Below are 24000 nucleotides of genomic sequence, written 5' to 3' on the forward strand. Positions count from 1 at the left end.
ATGGTTGGCTGGTTTGCAGGGCGCCGCTGAGCTATGCCGGGGTTTGCCACCAGAGCGGTACGCCGAGCAGGGACGACGGTGGGTCGTCGGCAAGCATCAGCGCGCGCAGGCGTCGGTGTTCCAGGTCGACCAACCGGCTGCGTGGGAACAGTGGGAACGGTTCGACGATTCGTGGGCTGGCGTCGATGCGGGCGAGTAGGGCGGGGTCGAGCAGGTCGTGCAGGTCGTGGCTGTCAAGAGGGAAGTCGGGGGTCTCGAAGCCGGGCCGCTGGAACGCCGGATTCTGCCCTTCCAGCGAGCGGATATTGCGCGATAGCAGGTACAGGTTGGCCTCGCCGCTGAAGCCGGAGCGATGGCGGCGGATTCGCCCGGCCAACTGGATGATCGAGCGCATGGAGGAGGGTTCGACGATGGCCCAGTCGTAATCGTGGTCGCGACCGACCTCCGCCACCGGCGAGGCGAGTACGACGAACAGATGATCCCGCTCCGTGCTGGCCTGGAGCGCCTTGGCCAGCGTCGGACGAGCGAACAGCGCGGCGGCGTCGTCGTCCGAACGCTTCAGCAGTTCATCGAGTTGTCGCTCGATGGCCGAGCGGACCAGAAGGGGATGCCGCGAATGGTAGACACACAGATGGACATGCAACCCCTCGGGCGCACCCTGGGCGAGGATGGCCTGGGCCAGTTCGATCAGGGGTTCGATGTTGGCCAGCCGTAACAGGCCGAAACTGATGCGACGTCCTTGGTGTTCGGTGTGATGGCAGCGATGCAGGTCAGCCATCCAGGTATTCATCTGCCCGGCCAACTCGCGGCACAGCGCGGGACGGGCCTCGCCAGCGGCATGCACGGTGCATAGCTGCGCCTGGCGACGTGGCGGCAGTTGCTCGAGCTTCGCCAGGCGCTGGGCGACGAAGGTCGCGTGCGCTTCGCTGAAGGAGGTTACGGCGCCGTGGGCGCTGGATTGACTGGAAAACTCGTCGAACCAGGCGCAGCGGATTTCCGTAGCGCGTCCGGGAGCGCCACGATGGCGCTGGAAGATTTCCCGGCCGCTGCGATAGGCCTCGAACAGGCCCTGCACCAAGGCTGGCGGCAGGGTCGCGGAGGAGAGCAGCACGCGGCTGCCGAACAGGCCGGCCCAGTGCACCAGCCGCGACAGGGCGGGCAGGTCGTCGATATCGAAGTCGTCGACCTCGTCGAGCACCAGGTCGGAAGTCATCAGGCGGAGCAGTGGCGCTATCTGGTGTCCGCCGCGCAGGCTTTCGCTGGCGGGCATCAGGTGGTCGATGGTGCAGGCCAGGATGGGCGCCTGGAGTAGGCGGTTTCCCGCGCTGTTCCTGCCGAGCCACTCGCGTAGAGGGCCGTCCTCGAGCGTGCCGGCGAAATGTACATGGCTGTTTTCCGCCAGCAGTTCCTGGGCTGACTCGCTACCGCTGCGCTCCAGGCGCTCCTGCTGCTTTTCGAACAGTTCGCGGGCGGCGCTGCCGCCGACCAGGATAGCGAGGTCGTCGTCGCCCAGGCCGAGCCGCTCGCGGTAGGCCTGCCCGGTTTGCAGGGTCAAGCTGCGCAGGCCGAGAGCGATGCTGAAACGCGCGCCGCGTTGCGGATCGGCCAGCGCATACAGGATGCGGCCGTTGGCGAGGGTCTTACCGCAACCGGTCGACGCCAGGTTGAGGCCGAAGAATCCATGCTCCATAGCCTGCTCGCGGCAGGCCATCGCGCAGTCGTAGGCCTTGTCCTGCCAGCGGAAGCGCGGCTGCTCGACCCGGCGGGTGAAGCCCTTGTGCCGGGCAAGGCGCGGTAGTTGTCGCTCCAGGCGTGGCAGGGTGCCGGCGAGCTTGCGACTGTGCAGGGCGACGCCGAGCAGGTGTTCGTCCAGGCGCTGCTTGAGTTGGCCGCTGTCCCGGTCGGTGTTGGCGTGCAAGGGGAAGTTCGGGTCGCCCAGCCGGGAGTCGGCAGGGAGACTGGAATAGTGGTGATCCGCGAGCATCAGGATCAGTCGGGACACATGCATGACGTAGGCGTCGTGCAACAAGGCCGGCCCCCGAGCCAGCAGGCCGGGACGCTCGAGCATGCTCTGCGCGCATAGCGCTGTCCTGGCGCGCCAATGGGGGCTGGCGAAGGGCAGGCCGTGGGGGAACTGCCAGCAGGCGGCCTTTTCTTTTGCGTCTGCGTCGCGTGCGCCGCACCATTGGCTCTGGATGGGGGCCGGCAAGCGTGCCAGCGAGGCGCTGCCGCGATGGTCCCCGTTGGGCAGGCGATGATGGCTGACGATCAACCAGCCGACCGCCTGGGCGAGCGGCGGTAGCCGGCTTTTCTGGAACGGGCCGGGTGGCGCGGGTTGCCGGTCGTCCCTGGCCAGTTGCGACAGCCAGGCATCGCCCGTCTCTCGCTTGTCCGCCAGGCGCCGCAGCCAGTCCTCGTCGCTGCTGCCTGGGCCAACGAAGGCTTCGAACAGGCGCAGTGATACCCATTCGTGACGATAGGCATCGGCCATCGGTTTGCCGCGGTTCCGCAGTTTGGCCTGGAAGGCCTGGCTGGCCTTGCCGATATCGTGGAACAGCGCTGCCATCACCGTCAGCAGGCGGATGTCCTCGGCGCTGTGCCAGTCGTTCTCGTCTTCCTTGCGCAGGATGTCGCGGCGGGTCCTGTTGGTCGGCACCGCACCCTGGGCGTTGAAGCGGCTGGCATCACCGACGATCCACAGCAGTTCGCTGTGGTCGCGGCCGCGGATCCAGTGACAGGCTACGGCGGTGTTGCGCCGTGCGCTTTTCTTCAGCAGGCGTCGCAGGGTATCCAGTCCGGCTTGAGTGATGGGCGTTTGCCAGGTCCGTTCGCCGCGGCGTTCGGCGAACTGGTCGAGAATGCGGCGGGTTTCGCTCAGGGCGCGCTTTTCGCATTGCGACACCAGCAGGATGTTCATGCGGACACCGTGCTCCGCTGCGCCACGTCTTTCAGCGTGTCGATCATGAAGTCCAGGGCCTGTGCGCGGCTCAGGTTGTCCAGGCAGGCCTGGCGGAAGTCCTGTTCCTCGTCGCCGCGCATGGCGGAAAGAAATGCCTGCGGCAGGATCAGCGAGTCCTTGACCAGGTCCGCCACATCGAACACCAGGCCTCCGCGCCGGGTCTTGCCGTGTAGTACCGCCAGTCCATGGGGAATGCCCAGCACCCAGGTGGCGGTCGCCGCGAGGCCGTAGGCCAGGTAGTTGCCATGGTCGAGGAAGCGGTTGGCCGGGTCGCCGCCGCTGCCGCGCTTGGCGCGGACGAACTCGCCGTAGCGGGTGGCCTGGGCTGCGAGCTTGAACAGGCGCTTGCTCAGGCGCGCTTCTTCGGTCAGTAGATGCTCATGATTGGGAGCCTGCTCCAACGCTCGGGCGGAATCTTCCACGGCAACTGCCAGCGCGGTGGCATCGACGGCGAAGCCGGCGTCGCGCAATACGCGATCTTCCAGCCAACTGTGGCGAATCCGCTCCAGCCTGACCCGCTGGAAGTGCCGGGCGGCCTCCAGGCGTTTTTCCTCATCGAACCAGAAGCCGACCCAGAGCTGCAGGTATTCGGTGGGGCGGTATTCGCTCTGCGGCGTCAGCCAGGACACCTCGACGTCCACTTCGTTGGCGCTGAACAGCGGCGTTCCGCCGCCGCCGCAGAAGCCTACCAATACCCCGGCCCTGGCCAGTTCGCGCATGGCTGCCTGAGTAATGGAGGTACCCGTGCCCAGCAACAGGCTGGTGGTGTTGGCGATGGGGATGTTCCAGTAGTGCGAATGCCGGCCTTCGTCGGTGACGTACTCGACCCGCCCGCCGTTGACCAGTACCCGGCAGTGTTGCAGGTAGTACAGGTTGGCACGCTTGGAGTGAAGGATCGTCTTCAGTTCGCTGGGAGAAATGTCGTCCATGTTGACCGTGGCCTGTCCCTATCGGATCTATCGAATTCTGCGCCAAGGCAACTGTTTAGCGGATATGGCCGATTGCCGCTACCCCGTTTTCGTCTGTATGAGGAGCGTGAGCTTCCAAGCGAGGCACATTGTCGTGGACGGGCGAGGCTGGCGGGCGGGGTAGGAACTTTATATTCGGATGTTTGGTAGTGGGATGGGGAGGGTGGTTCTGCCTAGACGGCAGCGAACCCGGCGGCTGTTGTGGCCGAGGTGGGTTCGAGTTTCTTAGCTGCCTACACGGCAGTGAACACAAGATATCCCTGCTATGCCTCGCGGGGAAATTTCTTAGCTGCCTACACGGCAGTGAACTGCCAGGAGCCCTCCAGATTAGGGGCGTCCGGTTTCTTAGCTGCCTACACGGCAGTGAACGAGCACGAAGACGGCCGGCGAGATGATTCCGCTTTCTTAGCTGCCTACACGGCAGTGAACCAGGTGGCGAACGAGACGACGCCGAGCGGCCATTTCTTAGCTGCCTACACGGCAGTGAACTGGTGGGCAACGGGTGCGACCACGCCCATTTGTTTCTTAGCTGCCTACACGGCAGTGAACAGTGTGTGGGCAGCGTACCGGGCTGCCTACGATTTCTTAGCTGCCTACACGGCAGTGAACGGTTCCCGCGAACCGACCCATGTCGGGCATCATTTCTTAGCTGCCTACACGGCAGTGAACGTTCTGAAGCCGGCGAATGGGAGCTTCCAAGTTTTCTTAGCTGCCTACACGGCAGTGAACGCGGTCGAGAAGAAAACCAGCTTCAAGGATGCTTTCTTAGCTGCCTACACGGCAGTGAACAGGCGTTGGCCGCAAGCGGCAAGCTGCTCGCATTTCTTAGCTGCCTACACGGCAGTGAACTAGCTCCGAAAACCTATAACCATTTGAAGGAAAAAGAAATACCGAGTTTTTCCCGCCAGAAACCCTCTTTTTTCGAGGCCTCGTAACTTGCTGATTTATAAGGGCGTAAGAAATCGTCCGAAAAAAGGGTCGGAAGTTTCGGGCAATTGGAGGCCGTTTCGCGAGGACCGGGACGGCGATCAACCATGCCGTTCGAGGGCAAAAGGTCTTGTGATGGGCGATGCCGCAAAGCCCCCGGCCAGGCCGGGGGCGTCGCGCCAGGGAGCGGCGCTACAGGCTCGGGTGGCCCGCCTCGATTTCGGACAAGGCATCGCTGAGCAGCGACAGCAACGCACCGTTGATGTAGGCCAGGGTGCCGCCGGGCTCTTCTTTCTCATCGAGCAAACGGGTCATGGCCAGGATGTTGATTGCCGACCTCAAGCGCACTTTCGCGTTGTCGAACAAGTGCGTGGGGAGTGCATGGGTGTCTACGTACAGGGTGGCGCTACGCGGACACATGTCGGCCTGGGAGGTGGGTAGCAGCGGGACGAAGCGGGGGGACGATTCTGTTACCTCGGGGTTGGACGTATCATTCGGCTTAGCCATGGGTCAGCTCCTTAGTAAGCTGGGTTGTGGTTAGCGGGTCGTAGGTGTTCCACCACCTGCGGCCCGCGTCTTTTTTGCCCTCAGAAAATAGAGGGCAGTGCCGTTCGGTCCTGTCCCTGCGGGACGGATTTGCCGGCCCCTCCATCATCCTCCTACTGGGTTTTTATCCAATTCCCGGGCTTCTGAGAGAGCCTGCGGAAATGTCCGGGGGAGCTGTCCGGCGTTTCCAGGGCCTGTAGGGCGAATACCGCCACAGGCGTTATCCGCCGATGTCGCGGTTAAGCGGCGGATAACCGCGAGCGGTTATTCGCCCTACGGAGTTGGGACGCTGTCCGGCGTTTCCGGGGTGCGTAGGGCGAATAACGCCATGGGCGTCATCCGCCGATATCGCGGATAAGCGGCGGATAACCGCGAGCGGTTATCCGCCCTACGGAGTTGGGACGCTGTCCGGCGTTTCCGGGGTGCGTAGGGCGAATAACGCCATGGGCGTTATCCGCCGATGTCGCGGATAAGCGGCGGATAACCGCGAGCGGTTATTTGCCCTACGGAGTTGGGGTGCTGTCCGGCGTTTCCGGGGTGCGTAGGGTGAATAACGCCATGGGCGTTATCCGCCGATATCGCGGATAAGCGGCGGATAACCGCGAGCGGTTATTTGCCCTACGGAGTTGGGGTGCTGTCCGGCGTTTCCGGGGTGCGTAGGGCGAATAACGCCATGGGCGTCATCCGCCGATGTCGCGGTTAAGCGGCGGATAACCGCGAGCGGTTATTCGCCCTACGGACCCGGGGAGGTGTCGGCGTTTCCAGGGCGTTATCCGCCGATTCAGAACGCCAGCAGGTAGCGCAGGGTCAGTTGGTTGCCTTCGCTGCGGTTGCGCGCGCCGCTTTCGGCGTAGAGGTTGGCGAACAGCGTTTGCCTGCCCTGGCTGTACATCACCCCCGGGCCTATGCCGAAGACCTGCTCGCGCGAGTCGGCCTGCCGGTGGTCGTCGATGCGGTCGGCGCTGATCTGTTTCAACTGGTAGCCGGCCAGGCCGATCCGCCAGTGCGGGTCCAGCGCGTAGGAGATCGAGAAGTTCGCGTGCAGCGCCTGTCCCGGCTGTACGTCGTTTGCGCCCAGGCGCGGCGAGGGGTCGTCGTTGCGGCTGATCCAGGCGTAGTGCAGGCGGCCGCTGAGTTCCAGGCGCTCGCCCAGTTCCCAGGTGAAGGCGTAGTGCGGGTTGAAGATCCAGGTGTTGCTGCCGGTGTTGATCGCGGCGTCCTTGTCGTAGTCGCCGGTGGGCAGGGAGAAGACGAAGTTCAGGCGCTGCCAGTAGGGGCGGCCGAACAGCGTAGCGGGCCCCCATTGCAGCATCAGCGGACTGACGATCAGGTCGCCCTGGCGGGTGCGCCGGCCGTCCGGGCCGCCGTCGATATCGAGGTCCAGGCGTACCAGCGGCAGCAGCACTTCGGCGCCGTAGTGGGCGCCGAGCAGGGTGTTCTGGCTGAGGTAGGCGAAGTGCGGCAACAGCGTGGTGCCACGAACCCGTTGCCGTCCGGGAACCGAATGCCCGCCGGCATCGCTGGCGTTGTTCGCCCGAACGTATTGCAGGGGCAGTTCGAAGAGCATGCCGGGACGGCTGACGCCGTCCATGAAGCTGGTGTTGCCGAGCGCCAGCGGCGGCAGCGCGACGGCGTCGGCGCGGGCCTCCAGGCAGAGCGCGGCGGAGAGGGCGCCGAAGGTGGGTAGCAGGGCTGCACGCATGAGGGGATTTCTCTTTTTCTGGTTCCGTGGGTTCAGAGCAACCTGATCGGGTAGTCGACCACCACCCGGTATTCGTCGGAGCTGGAGTTGCCGCGGGTGTTGCCGGGGGCGGTGTAGCCTTCGCCGGGGCGGTGGGTGGCCCAGCGCAGGGTCACGCTGAGGCCCTTGGCCGGGCCGGCGGGGAAGGCGTAGCGCAGCGACAGGTCGCGTTCCCAGTGCTGGGCGTTCTTGCCATTGGGGTTGTAGAGGTAGCCATAGCCCGCGCTGTCCGGGTCGACCCGGGTCAGGTCGGCCTGGCCACGGCCGTAGGCGGCGCCGAACTGCCAGTCCGGGGCGGCGAGGAAGGCCAGGCTGGCCTGGTACTGAATCTTCCACGAGCGCTCGCCGGGGCCGTTGAAGTCGGCGTACTGCATGGCGTTGCTTTCGTAGAGGAAGGTCCGGTCGTTCTGCGCGATGAAGTCGAACGGGGTGTCGCCATCGACCTTTTGCAGGCTGAGGCTCAGCGACTGGCCGCCGCCGGCCAGGGTCAGGCCGGCGTTGTAGAGGTCGTTGTCGATCCGGCCGAGCTGGCTGCGGCCCTGGTCGCGGGTCTTGTAGTAATGCAGCCAGGGCGTCAGGGTCAATTGGCTGGAAAGCCGCCACGGCTGGCTGAGGCCGAGGTAGTGCTGGTTCCAGATATCCTCCAGGCGGCCGCTGTAGAGCGTCGCCTGGCTGCCGCCGGGGGCGCTGTAGCTGGCGCCCAGCCAGGCGATGTGCGGGCTTTCGCGATCGGCGGCGATACCGCCCTTGGTGCCGTTGCCGTAGCCGCTGGTGAGATGACTGTGGCCGCTCTGGTTGCGCAGGCGGGTGGCTTCGACGAAGCCGGCGTCCAGTTCGAGCGCGCGGAAATGGTAGTTCTTCAGGGTCACGCCACGGTAGCTCTGCGGCACCATGCGACTGACGCCGCTGGCGATCACCGGGTTCTCCAGCAACTGGTCGCCGATCTTCAGCAGGCTGTCCAGGCCGCGCAGCTTGAGGGCCGCGCCGGCCGCCGAGAAGCTGTCGGCGGGGCGACCGGCGGAGTCCAGCGGCAGCACGCCGGCGCCGCCGCTGCCACCCCCGCCGTCCAGGCGCAGGCCGTAGAAGGCGTGTGCATCCAGGCCGATGCCTATCGGCGTGTCGGTATAGCCGGAGCGGAACGACAGCATCAGGCCCTGGGCCCATTCGCGCTGGTCGCGGCGGGACGGGGTGTCGTGGTTGTCGCGGGCGAAATAGTAGTTGCGGATGAAACCGTTCAGCGTCGAGCCTTCGACGAAGCCCGGCGGCACCTTCATTTCGGCTTTCTGCCGCTGGTTCAGGCCGGTGCTGATGTTGTCGCGATGGCCCAGGGAGTCGTCGGCCAGGAGCGAGCCCGGACCTATGGCAAGGGCAAGGCAGAGCGTAGCCCCGCGCTTCATGGAGGAATCAGGCATGGGTCCGGTCCGTAGTCGTTGCTGTCCACCAGGCTCCTGCTCGGCAAAAGAAGGGGCGTGCAGCCCCTTCCTTCCCATGGATCACTTGCGCTGCGAGTCCAGTTGCTCGTGGTTGGTGACCACGGCCTGGGCCTTGGCGTAGCTCTCGATCAGCAGTTGGTAGTGCGGGAAGACCGCGCTGTAGGCCTCGGCGAACTGCATAGCGTCGTCGCGGTTCCAGGTGCGCTGGATTTCCGAGCAGACCGCGGCGGTGTCCATCGGCACCACGCCGGCCTGGACCACCCGTGCCAGGGTGATTTCCTGGGCCATCTTGGAGTAGGTGCCGGAGGCGTCGATCACCGCGAACACCTGATAGCCGTCGTGTACCGCGGCGATGCTGGGGAAGGCCATGCACACGCTGGTGATGGTGCCGGCGATGATCAGTTGCTTCTTGCCGGTGGCCTTCACCGCGGCGACGAATTCCGGGTTGTCCCAGGCATTGATCTCACCCTTGCGCGCGACGTACTGGGCGTGCGGCGCGGCCTCGTGGATCTCCGGGATCAGCGGGCCGTTGGGGCCCTGCGGTACCGAGGCGGTGGTGATCACCGGGATCTTCGCCAGGGTGGCGACCTTGGCCAGGGTGGTGGCGTTGGCGCGCAGTTCGGTCATCGGCATGTCCTTGACCGTCTGGAACAGGCCGCTCTGGTGGTCGATCAGCAACATGGCGGCGTTGGCCGGATCGATCTTCGGGGTCTGGCCGTTGAAGTTGGCGGGAGCGCTCATTTCCATTTCCTCTTGCAGGGTGGTCGTCCGTGAATTTCGGGCAAAGCCCGGCCGGGCCCGCGCTTCCTGCGCGGGCCATGTCGTAGGGGGGCGGACTTCAGTGGGCGCGGATGAAGCGCCCGTTCTCGAAGTCCTCGATGGCCTGGTCGATTTCCTCGCGGCTGCTCATCACGAAGGGGCCATAGCCGATGATCGGCTCGTCCAGCGGCTCGCCGCTGAGCACCAGCAACTGCACGTCGTTGTTGGCTTCCAGTTCCAGCCGCGGGTCGTCGCGGTCGAGCAGGGCGACCTGGGCTTCGCGAACGATCTCGTCGCCGACCGCGAGGGTGCCGCGCAGGACCACCACGGCGCAGGTATGTCCCTTGGGCAGGTCGAGGGCGAGGTGCTTGCCGGCCTTCAGCTGCACGTCCCAGACCGCCAGCGGCGAGTGGGTCAGCGCCGGCCCCTGGTGGCGGCCGTAGCGTCCGGCGATCACCCGCAGTTCGCCGGCCCTGTCGGGCAGGCCGACGCGGGGAATGTCGGCATCCAGCAGGGTCTGGTAGCGCGGCGGGTTCATCTTGTCGCTGGAGGGCAGGTTGACCCATAGCTGGACCATTTCCAGCGTTCCACCTGTGCTACGGAAGCGTTCCGAGTGGTACTCCTCGTGGAGGATCCCGGAGGCCGCCGTCATCCACTGCACATCCCCCGGCCCTATGCGTCCGCCGGCGCCGGTGGAGTCGTGGTGCTCGACCTCGCCCTGGTAGACGATGGTCACCGTCTCGAAGCCGCGATGAGGATGCTGGCCTACGCCGCGGCGCTGCTGTGCGGGGGGGAAATCAGCAGGCCCGGCGTAGTCCAGCAAGAGGAACGGGCTGATATGCTGGCCCAGTGTGTTGTAGGAAAAGAGCGAACGAACGGGGAATCCGTCGCCCACCCAGTGGCGGTTGGCGTTGCCGTAGATTCCCAGGACCTTTTTCACGTCGGTGCTCCTCGATTGAGTCGATGGAGCGATACGCTAGTTCCCGGGAGTGGGAACCGGTAGTCCTTAAATCAAGTCTCAGAGTCTCGCAGGTGGAACGATGAGTGGTGAGCTGGTGTTCGATCTGAACGCGCTTTTCATCTATGCCAAGGTGGTCGAGCACGGTGGCTTCGCCCCCGCCGGGCGGGTGCTGGGGATTCCCAAGTCGACCATCAGCCGCAAGGTCGCGCAGCTCGAGGCGCGCCTGGGCGTACGCCTGGTGCAGCGCTCGACGCGGCAATTCCAGGTGACCGAGATCGGCCAGGCCTACTACCGTCATTGCGTGGCGATGACGGTGGAAGCGGAGGCTGCCGAGGACGTCATCGAACAGAACCGCTCGGAGCCGTGCGGAATGGTCCGCCTGACCTGCTCGACGCCGCTGCTGCACTTCGAACTGGCGCCGATGCTGGCGCGCTTCATGGCGCAGTATCCGAACGTCGAGCTGTATGTGAAGACCTTCAATCGCCGGGTCGACGTGATCGCCGAAGGCTACGACATCTCGCTGTCGCTGCGTTTCCCGCCGCTGGAGGACAGCGACCTGGTGATGAAGGTGCTGGCACGCAGCCCGCAGGTGCTGGTGGCCAGCCCGGAGCTGCTGGCCCGCTACCGCCCGCCGGAGCTGCCGGCCGACCTGTCGGCGATGCCCTACGTCGGCTGGGAGCGTTCGCGCCTGGACGGCAGCCTGCGGCTGGTCGGCGCGGATGGCAGCAGCGCGGCCCTCAACCTGCGCCCGCAACTGCTCAGCGACGACCTCGGCACCTTGCGCCAGGCGGTGCTGGAGGGCGTCGGGATCGGCGGCCTGCCGCTCTGCGTGGTCAGTCGCGACCTGGCCGAGCGCCGGCTGGTGCGGGTGCTGCCGGAGTGGACGCCGGTGGAAGGCATGGTGGTGGCAATGTTCCCCTCGCGGCGCGGGCTGTTGCCTTCGGTCCGCGCGCTGATCGACTTTCTCGCCGCAGGCTTCGCCGACGCCGCGCAGCGCCAGTACCCGGCGCCGGGCTGAGGCTCAGCGACCGGCGCCCGGGCCGTAGAGTCGGAGCAGTTGCAGGGTCACGCCGTTGGACCAGCCGAAGCCGTCCTGCAGCGGGTACTCGCCACCGCCGCCGCCGCCCTGGTTGCCGCTGATGTCGTATTTCTCCACCAGCTTTCCTTCGCGGTCGTAGACCTGCTGCACCTGGGCGAGGAATCGCCGGCCGATGTCTTCCGCCAGGGCGTCCCGGCCGTAGGCGCGCAGGCCCTGTACGGCGACCCACTGCAAGGGTGCCCAGCCGTTCGGCTCGTCCCATTGCTGGCCGCTGGCACGGGTGGTGGTGGCCAGTCCGCCCGGGCGCAGCAGTTGGGCGGCGACGCTGTCGGCGGTACGACCGGCGCGTTCGGCGGAGGCCAGCCCGGTGAATAGCGGGAAGAGGCTGGCGGCGTTGATCCGCTCGATGGGCCGCCGGCGTTGCCAGTCGTAGTCGGCGTAGTAGCCCGCCGGGTGCCAGAGGTGATCTTCGATGGCCTGTCGTCGCTTCTCCGCGCGGGCGCCGTAGCCTTGCTCGCAGGCCTTCAGCGCGCTGCTGGCGCAGGCCTTGGCGATGGTTCGTTCGAGATGGTAGAGCAGGGCGTTGAGGTCCACCGGGACGATGGCGGTGGTGCGGATGCTGGCCAGTTCGCGGCCGTCGTCCAGCCAGCGGGAGGAGAAGTCCCAGCCGCTTTCCGCGCCGGCCCGCAGGTCGCGATAGACCTCGCCCGCGGGGCGCTGCGGGGCGCGCGCGGCGGTCGCCCGGTCCTCCAGGAAGGACTCCTGGCGCGGTGTGTCACGGTTGTCCCAGTAGCGGTTCAGCAGGCTTCCGTCGGCCAGTTTCACCACGTGCAGGCGCGCCTCGTTGGGGCGCAGCCCGGCGGAGCCTTCCATCCAGTAGGCGTATTCCTTCTGTAGCTGCGGCAGGTAGCGCCGGTAGGCGGCGTCGCCTTCGCGTCTTGCCTGGAGGTCCACCATGTAGGCGAAGAACGGCGGCTGCGAACGGCTCAGGTAGTAGCTGCGGTTACCGTTGGGAATGTGCCCGTAGGTATCGATCAGGTAGGCGAAGTTGTCGAGCATGTCGCGCACCCGCTGGTGCTGCCCGCTCTCCGCAAGGCCGAGCATGGTGAAGTAGGAGTCCCAGTAGTACACCTCGCGGAAGCGTCCGCCGGGGACCACGTAGGGTTTCGGCAGCGGCAGCAGGCTGCTGTGGGCCGGCACCTGCTCGTAGTGGCGGGTCAACGCCGGCCACAGGTCGCTGATGTGGCTGGCGAGATCGGCACCCGCTTCCGGCGGGGCGGTCTCGACGCTGCCGGACTCCTCGAAGTTGCGGCCGACGAAGGCGCGCAGGTCGAAGCCGGGCCGCTCCCTCTCGCGCAGGTAGTCGGCGCGGATCCGTGCAGGCTCGCGCAGCGGGAGCGCATCGACGAAGTGCTTCTGGTCGCTGAACAGCCGGCTTTCCTGCACCGCCTGGAACAGCTCGGGATAGGCTTCGTCGGGGGCGATCGCGCGTTCGCCGCTGGCGTCCTGCCAACCCCAGGACGAGGACGCGGGCGGGGTAGGCGCCGGGCCCTGGCTGCAGGCCGCCAGCAGGAGCAGGACCCAGGCTGCGAGCATGGCGCGGGGCAGAGCGGTTCGATCAGGCATCGGCTGTCTCCTCTTCGGCAAACGCCGGGCGCGGATCGGTCGCCGGCGGGGTGCGCCTGGGGCGGCGCGGCAACCCGGCGGGAGGGCCGGGAAGGTCGCTACCCCTGTTTCGGTGAGTCGCGGCGCACGAAGTTCCATCGGAAGGATCGCCAGCGTACCTATCGCTTCCGACAGGTCCTTGCAGATGAACTCCAGCGCTTCGCGCAGGTCCGTCGCAGAAGGGGCGCGAGCCCCCCAGTCGCCGTTTCGCCGTGCCGTTCCCCGCTGCCCACGCCTTGCGCAGGGCCTCGGCGGTTCGAATCTCCTGCCCGTCCCTTCACGTCGGGAAGCCTGCGTTTCCCGAGAGGAGTGTTTCGCAATGGCCACCGCACCACGCTTCAGACCCCTGGACGCCTTCTACAACGTCCTCAACCCGGTTCCCTTCGGTTTCTTCGTCGCCGCCCTGGTCTTCGATGCCATCTATTTCGCCACGGCGGAGGTGATGTGGGGCAAGAGCGCGGCCTGGCTGATCAGTCTCGGCCTGCTGTTCGCCATCCTGCCCTGCGTCGTCGACCTGTGCCGCGTATGGCTGCTGCGGCGCGCGGCAGTCGTCGCGGCGGCCAGGGTTTCCTCCTTGCTGAAGTTCGCCGGCATCGTCCTGGCCATCTTCAATGCCTTCGTGCACAGCCGCGACGCCTATGCGGTGATGCCGGCCGGGCTATGGCTGTCGATCGCGACCGTGCTGCTGCTGGCGCTGGGAGAGGCGCTCCTGGCGGTATCCGCGGAGGAGGTGGCGCATGGCTAGCCTCCACTCGCTGCGCCCCGTCGCGCTTGCCCTCGGCCTGGTCCTGGCCGGCTGCAACCAGGGGTCGCAGAACGATCCGCAGCAGCAGACCGGCGCCAATCCGGCGCTTCCGGAACCGAAGCACTTCCTTCTGCCGCCGATGAAGGTACCGGAAGGCGTGGGCTGGTCGGGAGAGGCCAAGCCGACGGTGGCCCAGGGCCTGAAGATCGAGAAGATCGCCGATGGCTTGCAACACCCTCGCCAGTTGCTGGTCTTGCCCAACGGCGATGTGCTGGTGGTGGAGGCCAACTCGCCCGGCACCGCGCCGGTGACCACGCCGAAGCAACTCATCGCGGGGATGGTCAAGGGGAAGTCCGGCAAGGCCGGCAAGGGCGGCAACCGCATCACCCTGCTGCGCCGAGCCGGCGCCGGAGGCCAGTGGCAGAAGTACGTGTTCCTGGAAGGGCTGGACTCGCCGTTCGGCGTGCAGCGGGTGGGGGATTACCTGTATGTCGCCAATACCGGGAATATCATGCGCTACCGCTACGTGCCGGGTGAAACCCGGGTCGCCGACCCGGGGATGGAGTTCACCGACCTGCCGGACACCATCAACCACCACTGGACCAAGGCGCTGCTCGCCAGTCCCGACGGGCGCAAGCTCTACGTGGGCGTCGGTTCGAACAGCAACATCACCGAGAACGGCGCGGCGATCGAATACCGTCGCGCGGCGATTCTCGAGGTGGACGTCGCCAGCCGCGGCAGCCGCATCTACGCCTCCGGCCTGCGCAACCCGACCGGCCTGCAGTGGGAACCGGTCTCCGGCAAGCTGTGGACCATCGTCAACGAGCGCGACGAGATCGGCAACGACCTGGTCCCGGATTACCTGACCTCGGTACGGGAGGGCGGCTTCTACGGCTGGCCCTACAGCTACTTCGGCCAGCACCTGGATTCGCGGGTGAAGCCGCAGCGTCCCGACCTGGTGGCGAAGGCCATCGTCCCCGACTACGCGCTGGGTTCCCACGTGGCCGCGCTGGGCCTGTTCTTCTACACCGGCGACGAGTTGCCCGAGCGCTATCGCAACGGCGCCTTCGTCAGCGAGCACGGCAGTTGGAACCGCTCGCCGGTCAGCGGCTTCCAGGTGGTCCATGTGCCGTTCGCCGACGGCAAGCCCGCCGGTGCGCCGCAGCCGGTGGTGACCGGGTTCGTCTCCGCGGACGAGAAGCAGTTGTTCGGCGCGCCGGTGGGGTTGGCGCAGGCGGCCGACGGCGCGTTGCTGATCGCCGACGACGTCGGCAATGCGATCTGGCGGGTGAGCGCCGCGGGCGCCGACTAGCGGCCTGCTCGACGGTGTCCGGGCCGGAGCTGGCGGTCCGGGCTCGGTGCTGCGGTCCGGCGCAGTAAATCCGTGCGTCCCTCCTGCGTCTCCTGTGCATCCGATCCGCGAATGCCGCCCCTGGCGGCCGGATCGCCGGTTGCCAGTGGAACACCACCACGCCTTGAGGGTTGAAGACATGCACGTCGCCACCAGCGTCATCGAAGACCAGCCGCTCCGCGCCACCCCGGCGGAGGGCGAAACGCTCTACGAGTTCTCCCAGTCGCCCTTGCTGGAACGGCAAAGCCGCCAGGAGTCCAACGCGCGCAGCTATCCGCGGCGGATTCCGCTGGCGCTGAAGAAGGCCAGGGGGCTGCTGGTGGAGGACGTCGAGGGGCGTACCTTCATCGATTGCCTGGCCGGCGCCGGCACCCTGGCGCTGGGGCACAACCATCCGGTGGTGATCGAGGCGATCCGCCAGGTTCTGGCCGACGAGCTGCCGCTGCACACCCTCGACCTGACCACCCCGGTGAAGGACCAGTTCGTCCAGGACCTGTTCGGCCTGCTGCCGCCGGCGCTGGCCGCCGAGGCGAAGATCCAGTTCTGCGGCCCGACCGGCACCGACGCGGTGGAAGCCGCGCTGAAACTGGTACGCACCGCCACCGGGCGCAGCACCATCCTGTCGTTCCAGGGCGGCTACCACGGCATGAGCCAGGGCGCGCTGGGGCTGATGGGCAATCTCGGACCGAAGAAGCCGCTGGGCGCGGTGCTCAGCACGGGCGTGCAGTTCCTGCCGTATCCCTACGATTACCGTTGCCCGTTCGGTCTCGGCGGCGAGGCGGGGGTCAAGGCGAACCTGCACTACCTGGAGAACCTGCTGAACGATCCGGAAGGCGGCGTGCAGTTGCCGGCGGCGGTGATCGTCGAGGTGGTCCAGGGCGAGGGCGGCGTGGTCCCGGCCGATCTCGACTGGCTGCGCGGCTTGCGGCGGATCACCGAGCAGGCCGGGGTGGCGCTGATCGTCGACGAGATCCAGAGCGGCTTCGCCCGTACCGGCAGGATGTTCGCCTTCGAGCACGCCGGCATCGTCCCCGACGTGGTGGTGCTGTCCAAGGCCATCGGCGGCAGCCTGCCGCTGGCGGTGGTGGTCTACCGCGAATGGCTGGACAAATGGCAGCCCGGCGCCCACGCCGGCACCTTCCGTGGCAACCAGATGGCCATGGCCGCCGGTTCGGCGGTGATGCGCTACCTGAAGGAACACGACCTGGCGGCCCACGCGGCGGCCATGGGCGAGCGCCTGGCCGAGCACCTGCGCATCCTCCAGCGCGACTATCCGCAACTGGGCGATATCCGCGGTCGGGGGCTGATGCTCGGGGTCGAGATCGTCGACCCGCAGGGCGAGGCGGATGCCCTCGGTCATCCGCCGACCGACGGCGCCCTGGCCTCGCGGGTCCAGCGCGAGTGCCTGAGGCGCGGCCTGATCCTCGAACTGGGCGGCCGCCACGGCAGCGTGGTGCGCTTCCTGCCGCCGCTGATCATCGGCGCCGAACAGATCGACGAGGTGGCCCGGCGTTTCGCCCGCGCCCTCGGCGCGGCGCTGGCCGGCTAATTTTCCCGCCGGGCTTTTCGTTATCCAACGCAAGGGCCGTGCTGCGCGCGGCCGTTCGATCCCATCAGGAGCAAGCAATGACTTCAGTGTTCGACCGTGACGACATCCAGTTCCAGGTAGTGGTCAACCATGAGGAGCAGTATTCCATCTGGCCGGAATACAAGGAGATTCCCCAGGGCTGGCGGGCGGCCGGCAAGAGCGGCCTGAAGAAGGACTGCCTGGCCTACATCGAGGAAGTCTGGACCGACATGCGCCCGCTGAGCCTGCGCCAGCACATGGACAAGGCGGCCGGCTGAGTGGGCGGTACGCCCGTACGGCTGTTCTGCCTGCCGTATTCCGGCGCCAGCGCCATGACCTACAGCCGCTGGCGGCGCAAGCTGCCGGCCTGGCTGGCGGTGCGTCCGGTGGAGTTGCCGGGGCGCGGGGCGCGGATGGCCGAGCCGTTGCAGACCGACCTGGCGAGCCTGGCGCAGCAACTGGCGCGCGAGCTGCACGACGAGGTCCGCCAGGGCCCCTACGCGATGCTCGGGCACAGCCTCGGCGCCTTGCTCGCCTGCGAGGTGCTGTATGCCTTGCGCGAGCTGGGTTGCCCGACACCGCTGGGGTTCTTCGCCTGCGGCACCGCGGCGCCGTCGCGACGCGCCGAGTATGACCGCGGTTTCGCCGAACCGAAGAGCGACGCCGAGCTGATCGCCGATCTGCGCGACCTGCAAGGTACGCCGGAAGAGGTGCTGGGCAACCGCGAGCTGATGAGCCTGACCCTGCCGATCCTGCGCGCCGATTTCCTGCTCTGCGGCAGCTATCGTCACCAGCGGCGCCCGCCGCTGGCCTGTCCGATCCGAACGCTTGGCGGCAGGGAGGACAAGGCCAGCGAGGAACAGTTGCTGGCTTGGGCCGAGGAAACCCGCAGCGGTTTCGAACTGGAGCTGTTCGACGGCGGGCACTTCTTCATCCATCAGCGCGAGGCCGAGGTGCTGGCGGTCGTCGAGCGCCAGGTCGAGGCCTGGCGCGCGGGGCAGGGCGCCGCGGCGTTGGCGGTGGAGTCGGCGGCGATCTGCTGATGCCCGCGAGGGCGCCATAGGCCCTGCGGCGGGTCCGATGTCGACGAAAAAAAGGCCGGTGAGCAGCGCTCCCCGGCCTTTTTCGTTACGAGGCGCGGCTCAGCCTTTACCGGCCAGCAGCCCTTCGACTATCGCTTTCATGTCGCTTTCCAGGCCGGCCACCGGGTCCGCCGCCTCGGTGTCCACCACTACTAGGCGTGCGCCGCTGGCGGCGATGGCATCGGCGAGGGGCTTGGGTGGCTGGCGATGGTGCAGGACCAGGGCGATGTCCTCGCTCTTCAGCTCCTCGGCGAAAGCCTGGATATTGGTCTCGGTCCAGCCGTCGTCGGCCTGGATCTCCACGTCCAGCGGGTCCAGGTTGAGCCCGGCGAGCAGGTAGCCGAGGCGTTCGGAGAGGCTGATCACGCTGAGGTTGTCGGCCTTCGCCAGGCGAGTCTCGTTGCTGGCGGTCGCTTCCAGCAATTGCTTCTTCAGCGTCGCCAGGTTGGCCTGGATGGTCGCTGCGGCGCCGGGCGCCAGGCGTTCCAGGTCGCTGGCAAGGACATCGGCCATGCGCCCCAGGTTGGTCGGGTTGAGCCAGGGGTAGGCATGCAGGTCGCTGCCGGGGCGCAGGGCGATGCCGGGCAGGGCGCCGTCCACCGGACGCGCGGCGTCGATCTCGACGATACGGATATTGCTACGGCGGGCCAGCGGGTAGAGCGGGTCGTCGCTCCAGATCGAGCGCAGGTCGATCACCGCGTCGGCCTGCCCGGCGGCTTTGGCCAGGCCGCCGGCGCCGCGCCCGGCGAAGAACGAGGCCTGGCGGCTGGCCGGCAGGTTGGCCGGGGCGACCCGTTGCAGCTTGACCTCGGTGTCCCGCAGCAGGCGTTCGGCGAGGGCGTGGGTGACCGGCAGGCTGGCCAGTACCGTGACTTGCGCGGACTGAGCCGCGGCCGGCGTCGCGGCGAGGGCCGGGAGCGGGCCGGCGAGTCCGGCGCAAGCCAGGGCCAGGGCGAGGCAATGGGGTTTCAGGTTCATCCGGGGGTTCCTTTCAGGTGCGGCAGGCAGCCGCGAGCGATGGCGGCGAGGCCGAAGGCCAGGCCGGCGACCAGGATGATCGCGGCGCCGGAGGGAATCGGCAGGTCGAACATGATCGGCAACAGGATACCGGCCAGCGTGCTGACGGTGGCGATCAGCACCGCCAGCCAGAAGAACCCTTTCAGCGACTGGCTGACCAGGCGCGCCGCCGCCGCCGGGATCACCAGCAGGGCACCGACCAGGATCGCGCCGATCACTTTCACCGCGGCGACGGTGACCAGGGTCACCAGGGCCACGAACAGGTAGTCCAGGCTCTTCACCGCGACCCCGCGCACCGCCGCCAGTTGCGGGTTGAAGCTGGCCAGCATGATGCGGTTGTACAGCGGCAGGGCCAGGCACGGCACCAGCACGGCGACCGCCGCCAGCACCGCGAGGTCATGGCCGTTCACGGTCAGCACCGAGCCGAACAGCACGTTCTCGAGGATATGCACGTTGATCTTGCCCGCCAGCACCAGCAACAGGCTGGCGCCGAGCGCCAGGGACACCGAGAGGAACACCCCGATCAGGGTGTCCGGGGCCAGGCCGGTGCGGTTGCGCAGGTAGTTGAGCAGGACGCCGAACAGCAGGCAGTAGCCGAACAGGCTGCCGTAGGGCCCGGTGTAGGGCTCGCCGAGAAGGATGCCGATGGCCACGCCGGTGAGCGCGGCGTGGCCGACCGCCTCGGAGAAGAAGGCGAAGCGCTTGACCACCACCAGGGTGCCGAGGCCGCCGAGCACCGGGCCGATCAGCAGGCCGGCGAGGAGCGCGTTGACGACGAAGCCGTAGGCCAGGGTCTCCGGCAGGTAGCCGGCGGCGGCCCAGGCCTGGACGGCCTGGCGCAGTTGTTCGTAGGCGTCGTTCATCGACTGGCCTCCGCGTTCTTCCGGGGCTGGGTGGAGAACAGCGTGAGCAGGCGTTCCGGGGTCAGGCTGCTGGCCGCCGGACCGTCGAACAGCAGGTGGCGGTTGAGACCGCTGACCCGGTCGGCGAGGCGGCCGACGGCCTCCAGGTCGTGCTCGATCCAGAGCACGGTGACGCCGGCCTGGCGCCAGTCCAGCAGCAGCCGCTCGAAGACCTGGATGCCGCCCTCGTCGAGGGCCGACATCGGTTCGTCCAGCACCAGCAGTTGCGGCGGCGGTACCAGGCCCTGGGCCAGCAGCACGCGCTGGCGCTCGCCGCCGGAGAGGGCGCCCATGCGCCGACCGCGCTTGGCCAGCATGCCGACCCGTTCCAGGGCCGCGTCGATCGCCGGGCGCCGGCTGCGCGACAGGCCGAGGAAGGCCGGACGGCGCTGGCACATGGCGGCCATGAAATCGTCGACGGTGAGCGGCAGGCCGCGGTCGAACTCCAGCGCCTGCGGCACGTAGCCGATGCAGCCGGGCGCGCCGGGCCACTCCAGGCGCAGCTCGCCGCGATGCGGCATCTGCCCGAGCAGGGTCTTGACCAGCGAACTCTTGCCGCCGCCGTTCGGTCCGACCAGCGCGTGCACGCTGCCGGCCTCGACGCGCAGGCGCACGCCATCGAGGATGCGGCTGCCGCCGAGGCTCAGGTCGATCCCGGCGAACTCGATGGCCGGCCCGCAAGGCGTGGCGCAAAGCCGTTCGGCTACGGTCATGCGCCGGACTCCTGGATGGCGCGGACCACGGTGTCGAGGTTGCGCGCCATTTCTTCCTCGTACTTGCCGGCGCTGTAGTCGCCATAGGAAATGTGCGACAGCGAATAGAGCTTCACCCCGGACTCGCGCTGGATGGTCTCGACGTAGGTGGAGGGGAAGTCGATCTCGGAGAAGATCACCTTCACGTCCAGCGCCTTGAGCTGGTCGATGGTCTTCTTCAACTGGCTCGGACTCGGCTCGATGCCGTGGGCCGGCTCGACCACGGCGGTGACTTCCAGGCCGAATTCGCGCAGCAGGTAGTCGTAGGCGCCGTGGATGGTGGCGACGCGGAAGTCGGCGGCCGGGGCCTTGTTCAGCCGCGCCAGGGCGTCGGCGCGCAGGGCCCGCAGGCGCTTGGCGTAGGCCCGGGCGTTGCGGGTGTAGGCCTTGGCGTTGGCCGGGTCGAGCTTGCCCAGTTCGCGGGCGATGGTGTTGACCTGGGTGATCGAGGCGCTGATGGACAGGAAGGTATGCGGGTTGACCACCTTGCCGGCGCCGCGCGCGGCCATGCCGGTGGCGGCCAGCAGCGGCACCTTGGCGTTGGCCTCGATCACCGGGATGCCGGGCTTTTCGCTGGAGGCGATCATGCGCTCGGCGAAATCGTCGTGGCCGACGCCGTTGAGCACCACCACGTCGAGCGTGCCGATGCGTTTGATGTCCTCGGCGCGCGGCTCGTAGGCATGCGGGTTGAAACCGGCGGGGATCAGCGGCACCACCTCGGCCTTGTCGCCGACGATGTTGCTCACGTAGCTGTAGTAGGGGTGCAGGGTGATGCCGATGCGCAGGCGCTTGCCGTCTTCGGCCTGGGCCAGCGGGGCGAGCAGGGCCAGCAGCAGGGCGGCCAGCAGGGCACGGCCCGGGAGGAGGGCGGCGAGGCCGCGCGGACGGGATGAGCGACGGGAGAACAGCATGGAAAAACGCCTTCTGTGGAGTCGATGTGCGATCAATGGCGGTGCTGACGGGTCACGCCGGCGTCGAAGCGGCTGACCACCTGGCGCCAGCCGGCATCGGCCAGGGCGCGGGCGTCGCCCGGTACGGTGCCGGCAGCGGCCGCGGCGGGCTTCAGCCAGACTTCGGCGGGGCCGAGCAGCAGGAGGAACGAGCCGGCCACCCCGGGCTTGCCGCTGACGCCCAGGTAGCTCGGACGCCCGGCGGTTTCGCCGCGGCTCCAGCGGTGCTCGCCGCGACTGCTCGCGGCGACGTCGGCGACGAAGGGCGGGAAGCCCTCGGCGGCCAGTTCGTCGACGGAGGGCGCGGCTTCGCCGTCGTCCAGGCGCGCCTGGATGTCTTCGGCGGCGACCTGCAGGTCGGCGTAGATGCCCTGTTCGGCGGCATTCAGGTCGAGCCGGGCGTCCACCTGGTGGGCGTCCAGGGCTTGCGCTTCATGGGACTGCTGGCGCAGCCCGACCACCGTGGCGGCGAGGGCCAGGATCAGCACACTGCCGAGCAGTACGTAGAGGGTCTCGTGGCCGGCGCCGGCCGGGCGGACGGTTTCGACGCTCATGGCGCGGCGATGTCGGCGTGGTCGATTTCCACCACGTGGCCGGGGCCGGCGTCGAACAGCACGTAGAACTCGCCGTCGGGACGCTTGAAGGTCAGGGTCGAGTCGGCGCCGAGCTTGCCGGGAACCAGGATCTGCTCGTCGTAGCCGATCACGTCGAGGGTTACGCCGGGGGCGCCGCTGCCGTCGGAGAAGCCGCCCTTGCAGCGGATCTCGCCGGCCTGCACTTCCTCGCATTCGCAGATCGGGTTGTGCGCCAGGGCCGCGCCGCTCAGGCCGAGCAACAGGGCGGCCAGGGGCAGGCGCCAGGGGCGGGTGTGGATGCTCATTGCTTACCTCGTTTGTTCAGCCAGGCCACGGTGGCGGGGGATGCCTCGGCCAGGGGAATGGAAGCCTGGTGCATGGAGCCGTCCCAACCTTCCATGGTGATCCACAGCTCGGCGTCGGGCCGGGTGCGCGGCGGGATCGGCACGCTGGTGCCCATGCGGTAGGGGCTGCCGAAGAAGATCACCCCGGCGGCACGCAGGCTGCGCGGCTTGCCGATGCGCAGGTAGGTCGCCTTGACCTGGGGAATGCAGGCCTGGCAGAGGGCGGCATTGAAGTCCTTCATGAAGCCGGCGGGGCCTTCGTCGTGCGGCGGTTCGATACGCCATTCGGCGAGCTTGAGACTCCAGGGGCCTACCTGGACTTCGCCGATCTCGCGTTCACCCAGTCCGCTGCTGCCAGAGAACAACGCCATGTCGGCGAAATAACGTGGCATGAAGCCGAGCGGGATCAGGATCAGCAGAACGTTCAGGTGGAAACGCCAGCGCAGCCAGAACTGGCGCAGCGGCGAAACGGGCTGGGCGACGGCGGCCTTGCTCATGGCTGTCCCTCCGCGGTCTGGTTGGCCATTACCGGCGCCGGCTTGGCCGGTTTCGGCTGGCGCGCCGGGCGCTTGCCGCGCTTGACCAGCGCGGCGGTGGCCTGTGCGGTGCGCTTGCTCCAGATCAGCAGGCCGCTGAGCACCATCATGCTCAGCAGCAGGCCGAAGACGAACCAGATCAGCTTGACCCAGATACCGCCGAAATCGCCGGTGTGCAGGGGGCGCATGGATTCGGTGACGAACTGCAGGGGGGTACGGTCGCTGAGCAGGCGGGTGGTTTCGATCTTGCCCGTATAAGGGTTCAGCGCGGCCGACTGGAACATGAGCGGATACCAGCCGCGTCCGGCCACGAACATCGGGCTGTAGGCGTTGCCGGGCAGGAACACCGCGCTGGCCTCCAGGCTGGGGATGCGCCCGGTGACGAGCCGCACCGCCTCGTCCAGCTCGATGTATGGAACCTTCTGACCGGGTGCGGCGCGGGGCACGTCGGCGCGTGCGATGACCGGAGGGATGCCGTCGTTGGTCAGGGTGACGTGGTTGTCGGCAAGGATGGCCTGGATCAGGAACCAGGTGCCGGTGATGGAAATCAGGGCGATGAACCAGATCGACCAGATGCCGCTCAGGCGATGGAAGTCGCCCCAGAAGATCCGGGCGCCCTGGTTGATGCGTAATCTGGGTTTGAGAAAGCCCTTCCAGAATCGTTTATAGACCACCAGCCCGGTGATGAGCGATGCCAGCATGGGGAGGCCGAGCAGCGAGACCATGTACCAGCCCCAGCTGTAGCCGTTGTTGAACGGAACCAGCCACCATCCGTGCAGGGCACGGGTGAACTGACGAAAGTCGAAGGAGGGGCTTTCGCCCTGGATGGCGCCGGTGTAGGGGTTGATGTACAGGGTCGCCTCGCTGCCGCCGGGATAGCTGACCTCGGCAGTAAGGGCGAAATGCTCTTCGTCGGGGCGCTGGATGGATTCGACCAGGAGGTCCGGTTGGGCTTCGTTGATCGCCTTCAGGACCTGGCTGAAGCTGAGCGGCTCGGCATCTTCGTAGGGCTTGCTGGCCCGGACGTCCGGGTTGGCCAGCCAGACGATCTCCTGGCTGACCACCGCCAGGGTGCCGGTGACGCAGACGATCAGGACGAAGAACCAGATGGGCAGGGCCAGCCAGCTGTGGACGAGGAACCAGAGTCTGGAGCGGGACTTTTTCGACATGAGGCTAACGGT

Annotated in this window: 22 protein-coding genes and 1 CRISPR repeat array; of the genes, 6 read left to right on the forward strand and 16 right to left on the reverse strand. The window is 67.4% G+C overall.

From position 1 onward, the window contains the following. Positions 1-31: 31 nt before the first annotated feature. From cas3f to FHW81_RS16055, 7 genes are all read right to left on the reverse strand, one after another. Positions 32-2917, reverse strand: a complete 2886-nt coding sequence (gene cas3f / locus FHW81_RS16025) for a type I-F CRISPR-associated helicase Cas3f (RefSeq protein ID WP_253948316.1) — start codon at positions 2915-2917, stop codon at positions 32-34. Then, on the reverse strand, positions 2914-3888 hold the full coding sequence (gene cas1f, locus FHW81_RS16030) for a type I-F CRISPR-associated endonuclease Cas1f (protein ID WP_004349917.1): 975 nt from the start codon (positions 3886-3888) through the stop codon (positions 2914-2916). Before cas1f ends, cas3f begins: the two co-directional genes overlap by 4 nt. 260 nt (positions 3889-4148) lie before the next feature. Then, positions 4149-4776: a CRISPR direct-repeat array (repeat unit 28 nt; unit sequence TTTCTTAGCTGCCTACACGGCAGTGAAC). A gap of 270 nt (positions 4777-5046) precedes the next feature. Then, positions 5047-5361: a hypothetical protein gene (locus FHW81_RS16035; protein ID WP_003113065.1), complete on the reverse strand. Its 315-nt coding sequence runs from the start codon at positions 5359-5361 to the stop codon at positions 5047-5049. Between the two features lie 820 nt (positions 5362-6181). Beyond that, a complete protein-coding gene (locus FHW81_RS16040) occupies positions 6182-7102 on the reverse strand; it encodes a SphA family protein (protein ID WP_003116914.1) in 921 nt (306 codons plus the stop codon). 32 nt (positions 7103-7134) lie between these two features. Further along, positions 7135-8553 carry an OprD family porin gene (locus FHW81_RS16045; protein WP_023122083.1) on the reverse strand — a complete coding sequence of 473 codons (1419 nt, stop codon included), beginning with the start codon at positions 8551-8553 and terminating at the stop codon, positions 7135-7137. A gap of 81 nt (positions 8554-8634) precedes the next feature. Continuing rightward, on the reverse strand, positions 8635-9315 hold the full coding sequence (locus tag FHW81_RS16050) for a hydrolase (RefSeq protein ID WP_106120649.1): 681 nt from the start codon (positions 9313-9315) through the stop codon (positions 8635-8637). A gap of 97 nt (positions 9316-9412) precedes the next feature. Further along, positions 9413-10273: a pirin family protein gene (locus tag FHW81_RS16055; protein ID WP_003089646.1), complete on the reverse strand. Its 861-nt coding sequence runs from the start codon at positions 10271-10273 to the stop codon at positions 9413-9415. A 100-nt stretch (positions 10274-10373) separates the two neighbouring features. Here FHW81_RS16055 and FHW81_RS16060 point away from each other — a divergent pair, with 100 nt between their 5' ends. Next, positions 10374-11312, forward strand: a complete 939-nt coding sequence (locus FHW81_RS16060; RefSeq protein ID WP_003105956.1) for a LysR substrate-binding domain-containing protein — start codon at positions 10374-10376, stop codon at positions 11310-11312. A gap of 3 nt (positions 11313-11315) precedes the next feature. Here FHW81_RS16060 and treA read toward each other — a convergent pair whose 3' ends face one another. Continuing rightward, a complete protein-coding gene (gene treA / locus FHW81_RS16065) occupies positions 11316-12959 on the reverse strand; it encodes an alpha,alpha-trehalase TreA (RefSeq protein ID WP_014602887.1) in 1644 nt (547 codons plus the stop codon). Between the two features lie 358 nt (positions 12960-13317). Here treA and FHW81_RS16070 point away from each other — a divergent pair, with 358 nt between their 5' ends. From FHW81_RS16070 to FHW81_RS16090, 5 genes are all read left to right on the forward strand, one after another. Continuing rightward, positions 13318-13743, forward strand: coding sequence for a hypothetical protein (locus FHW81_RS16070; RefSeq protein WP_009876491.1), 426 nt, complete (start codon positions 13318-13320; stop codon positions 13741-13743). Beyond that, the gene (locus FHW81_RS16075; protein WP_003451062.1) at positions 13736-15055 is read left to right on the forward strand and encodes a PQQ-dependent sugar dehydrogenase; all 1320 of its coding nucleotides are present in this window, start codon (positions 13736-13738) and stop codon (positions 15053-15055) included. The genes FHW81_RS16070 and FHW81_RS16075 overlap by 8 nt, the downstream gene beginning before the upstream one ends. A 178-nt stretch (positions 15056-15233) precedes the next feature. Continuing rightward, positions 15234-16643 carry an aspartate aminotransferase family protein gene (locus tag FHW81_RS16080; protein WP_003089638.1) on the forward strand — a complete coding sequence of 470 codons (1410 nt, stop codon included), beginning with the start codon at positions 15234-15236 and terminating at the stop codon, positions 16641-16643. 77 nt (positions 16644-16720) lie between these two features. Beyond that, positions 16721-16939 (forward strand): MbtH family protein, encoded by a 219-nt coding sequence (locus FHW81_RS16085; RefSeq protein WP_003089636.1) that lies wholly within the window; start codon positions 16721-16723, stop codon positions 16937-16939. After that, on the forward strand, positions 16940-17704 hold the full coding sequence (locus FHW81_RS16090; protein ID WP_003105945.1) for a thioesterase II family protein: 765 nt from the start codon (positions 16940-16942) through the stop codon (positions 17702-17704). It abuts the gene before it with no gap. A 99-nt stretch (positions 17705-17803) separates the two neighbouring features. On the opposite strand, the gene FHW81_RS16095 is transcribed toward FHW81_RS16090, so the two are convergent. The 8 genes from FHW81_RS16095 to FHW81_RS16130 are packed head-to-tail and all read right to left on the reverse strand — an operon-like array spanning position 17804 to position 23988. Continuing rightward, positions 17804-18721, reverse strand: a complete 918-nt coding sequence (locus FHW81_RS16095) for a metal ABC transporter solute-binding protein, Zn/Mn family (protein ID WP_003111290.1) — start codon at positions 18719-18721, stop codon at positions 17804-17806. Beyond that, complete coding sequence (locus FHW81_RS16100; RefSeq protein WP_003106903.1) at positions 18718-19623, reverse strand: metal ABC transporter permease; 906 nt, start codon at positions 19621-19623, stop codon at positions 18718-18720. Before FHW81_RS16100 ends, FHW81_RS16095 begins: the two co-directional genes overlap by 4 nt. After that, complete coding sequence (locus tag FHW81_RS16105) at positions 19620-20375, reverse strand: metal ABC transporter ATP-binding protein (protein ID WP_003106905.1); 756 nt, start codon at positions 20373-20375, stop codon at positions 19620-19622. The genes FHW81_RS16100 and FHW81_RS16105 overlap by 4 nt, the downstream gene beginning before the upstream one ends. Beyond that, entirely contained in the window at positions 20372-21325 is a 954-nt protein-coding gene (locus FHW81_RS16110) for a metal ABC transporter substrate-binding protein (RefSeq protein WP_003113055.1), read from the reverse strand. The genes FHW81_RS16105 and FHW81_RS16110 overlap by 4 nt, the downstream gene beginning before the upstream one ends. A gap of 32 nt (positions 21326-21357) precedes the next feature. After that, complete coding sequence (locus tag FHW81_RS16115) at positions 21358-21918, reverse strand: DUF6162 family protein (protein ID WP_003116924.1); 561 nt, start codon at positions 21916-21918, stop codon at positions 21358-21360. Then, entirely contained in the window at positions 21915-22244 is a 330-nt protein-coding gene (locus tag FHW81_RS16120) for a hypothetical protein (RefSeq protein ID WP_003089624.1), read from the reverse strand. The genes FHW81_RS16115 and FHW81_RS16120 overlap by 4 nt, the downstream gene beginning before the upstream one ends. After that, positions 22241-22780, reverse strand: coding sequence for a hypothetical protein (locus FHW81_RS16125; protein ID WP_003111932.1), 540 nt, complete (start codon positions 22778-22780; stop codon positions 22241-22243). The genes FHW81_RS16120 and FHW81_RS16125 overlap by 4 nt, the downstream gene beginning before the upstream one ends. Then, a complete protein-coding gene (locus FHW81_RS16130; RefSeq protein WP_003106912.1) occupies positions 22777-23988 on the reverse strand; it encodes a PepSY-associated TM helix domain-containing protein in 1212 nt (403 codons plus the stop codon). Before FHW81_RS16130 ends, FHW81_RS16125 begins: the two co-directional genes overlap by 4 nt. Positions 23989-24000: the final 12 nt, after the last annotated feature.

The organism is Pseudomonas sp. RC10-4-2 (genome assembly GCF_050433085.1).
Taxonomy (GTDB): domain Bacteria; phylum Pseudomonadota; class Gammaproteobacteria; order Pseudomonadales; family Pseudomonadaceae; genus Pseudomonas; species Pseudomonas aeruginosa.

What these genes read in the sequence shown, in the direction of transcription:
- cas3f (WP_253948316.1), bottom strand. Translation starts at nt 2,917, where the DNA reads ATGAACATCCTGCTGGTGTCGCAATGCGAAAAGCGCGCCCTGAGCGAA.
- cas1f (WP_004349917.1), bottom strand. Translation starts at nt 3,888, where the DNA reads ATGGACGACATTTCTCCCAGCGAACTGAAGACGATCCTTCACTCCAAG.
- FHW81_RS16035 (WP_003113065.1), bottom strand. Translation starts at nt 5,361, where the DNA reads ATGGCTAAGCCGAATGATACGTCCAACCCCGAGGTAACAGAATCGTCC.
- FHW81_RS16040 (WP_003116914.1), bottom strand. Translation starts at nt 7,102, where the DNA reads ATGCGTGCAGCCCTGCTACCCACCTTCGGCGCCCTCTCCGCCGCGCTC.
- FHW81_RS16045 (WP_023122083.1), bottom strand. Translation starts at nt 8,553, where the DNA reads ATGCCTGATTCCTCCATGAAGCGCGGGGCTACGCTCTGCCTTGCCCTT.
- FHW81_RS16050 (WP_106120649.1), bottom strand. Translation starts at nt 9,315, where the DNA reads ATGAGCGCTCCCGCCAACTTCAACGGCCAGACCCCGAAGATCGATCCG.
- FHW81_RS16060 (WP_003105956.1), top strand. Translation starts at nt 10,374, where the DNA reads ATGAGTGGTGAGCTGGTGTTCGATCTGAACGCGCTTTTCATCTATGCC.
- treA (WP_014602887.1), bottom strand. Translation starts at nt 12,959, where the DNA reads ATGCCTGATCGAACCGCTCTGCCCCGCGCCATGCTCGCAGCCTGGGTC.
- FHW81_RS16070 (WP_009876491.1), top strand. Translation starts at nt 13,318, where the DNA reads ATGGCCACCGCACCACGCTTCAGACCCCTGGACGCCTTCTACAACGTC.
- FHW81_RS16075 (WP_003451062.1), top strand. Translation starts at nt 13,736, where the DNA reads ATGGCTAGCCTCCACTCGCTGCGCCCCGTCGCGCTTGCCCTCGGCCTG.
- FHW81_RS16080 (WP_003089638.1), top strand. Translation starts at nt 15,234, where the DNA reads ATGCACGTCGCCACCAGCGTCATCGAAGACCAGCCGCTCCGCGCCACC.
- FHW81_RS16085 (WP_003089636.1), top strand. Translation starts at nt 16,721, where the DNA reads ATGACTTCAGTGTTCGACCGTGACGACATCCAGTTCCAGGTAGTGGTC.
- FHW81_RS16095 (WP_003111290.1), bottom strand. Translation starts at nt 18,721, where the DNA reads ATGAACCTGAAACCCCATTGCCTCGCCCTGGCCCTGGCTTGCGCCGGA.
- FHW81_RS16100 (WP_003106903.1), bottom strand. Translation starts at nt 19,623, where the DNA reads ATGAACGACGCCTACGAACAACTGCGCCAGGCCGTCCAGGCCTGGGCC.
- FHW81_RS16105 (WP_003106905.1), bottom strand. Translation starts at nt 20,375, where the DNA reads ATGACCGTAGCCGAACGGCTTTGCGCCACGCCTTGCGGGCCGGCCATC.
- FHW81_RS16110 (WP_003113055.1), bottom strand. Translation starts at nt 21,325, where the DNA reads ATGCTGTTCTCCCGTCGCTCATCCCGTCCGCGCGGCCTCGCCGCCCTC.
- FHW81_RS16115 (WP_003116924.1), bottom strand. Translation starts at nt 21,918, where the DNA reads ATGAGCGTCGAAACCGTCCGCCCGGCCGGCGCCGGCCACGAGACCCTC.
- FHW81_RS16120 (WP_003089624.1), bottom strand. Translation starts at nt 22,244, where the DNA reads ATGAGCATCCACACCCGCCCCTGGCGCCTGCCCCTGGCCGCCCTGTTG.
- FHW81_RS16125 (WP_003111932.1), bottom strand. Translation starts at nt 22,780, where the DNA reads ATGAGCAAGGCCGCCGTCGCCCAGCCCGTTTCGCCGCTGCGCCAGTTC.
- FHW81_RS16130 (WP_003106912.1), bottom strand. Translation starts at nt 23,988, where the DNA reads ATGTCGAAAAAGTCCCGCTCCAGACTCTGGTTCCTCGTCCACAGCTGG.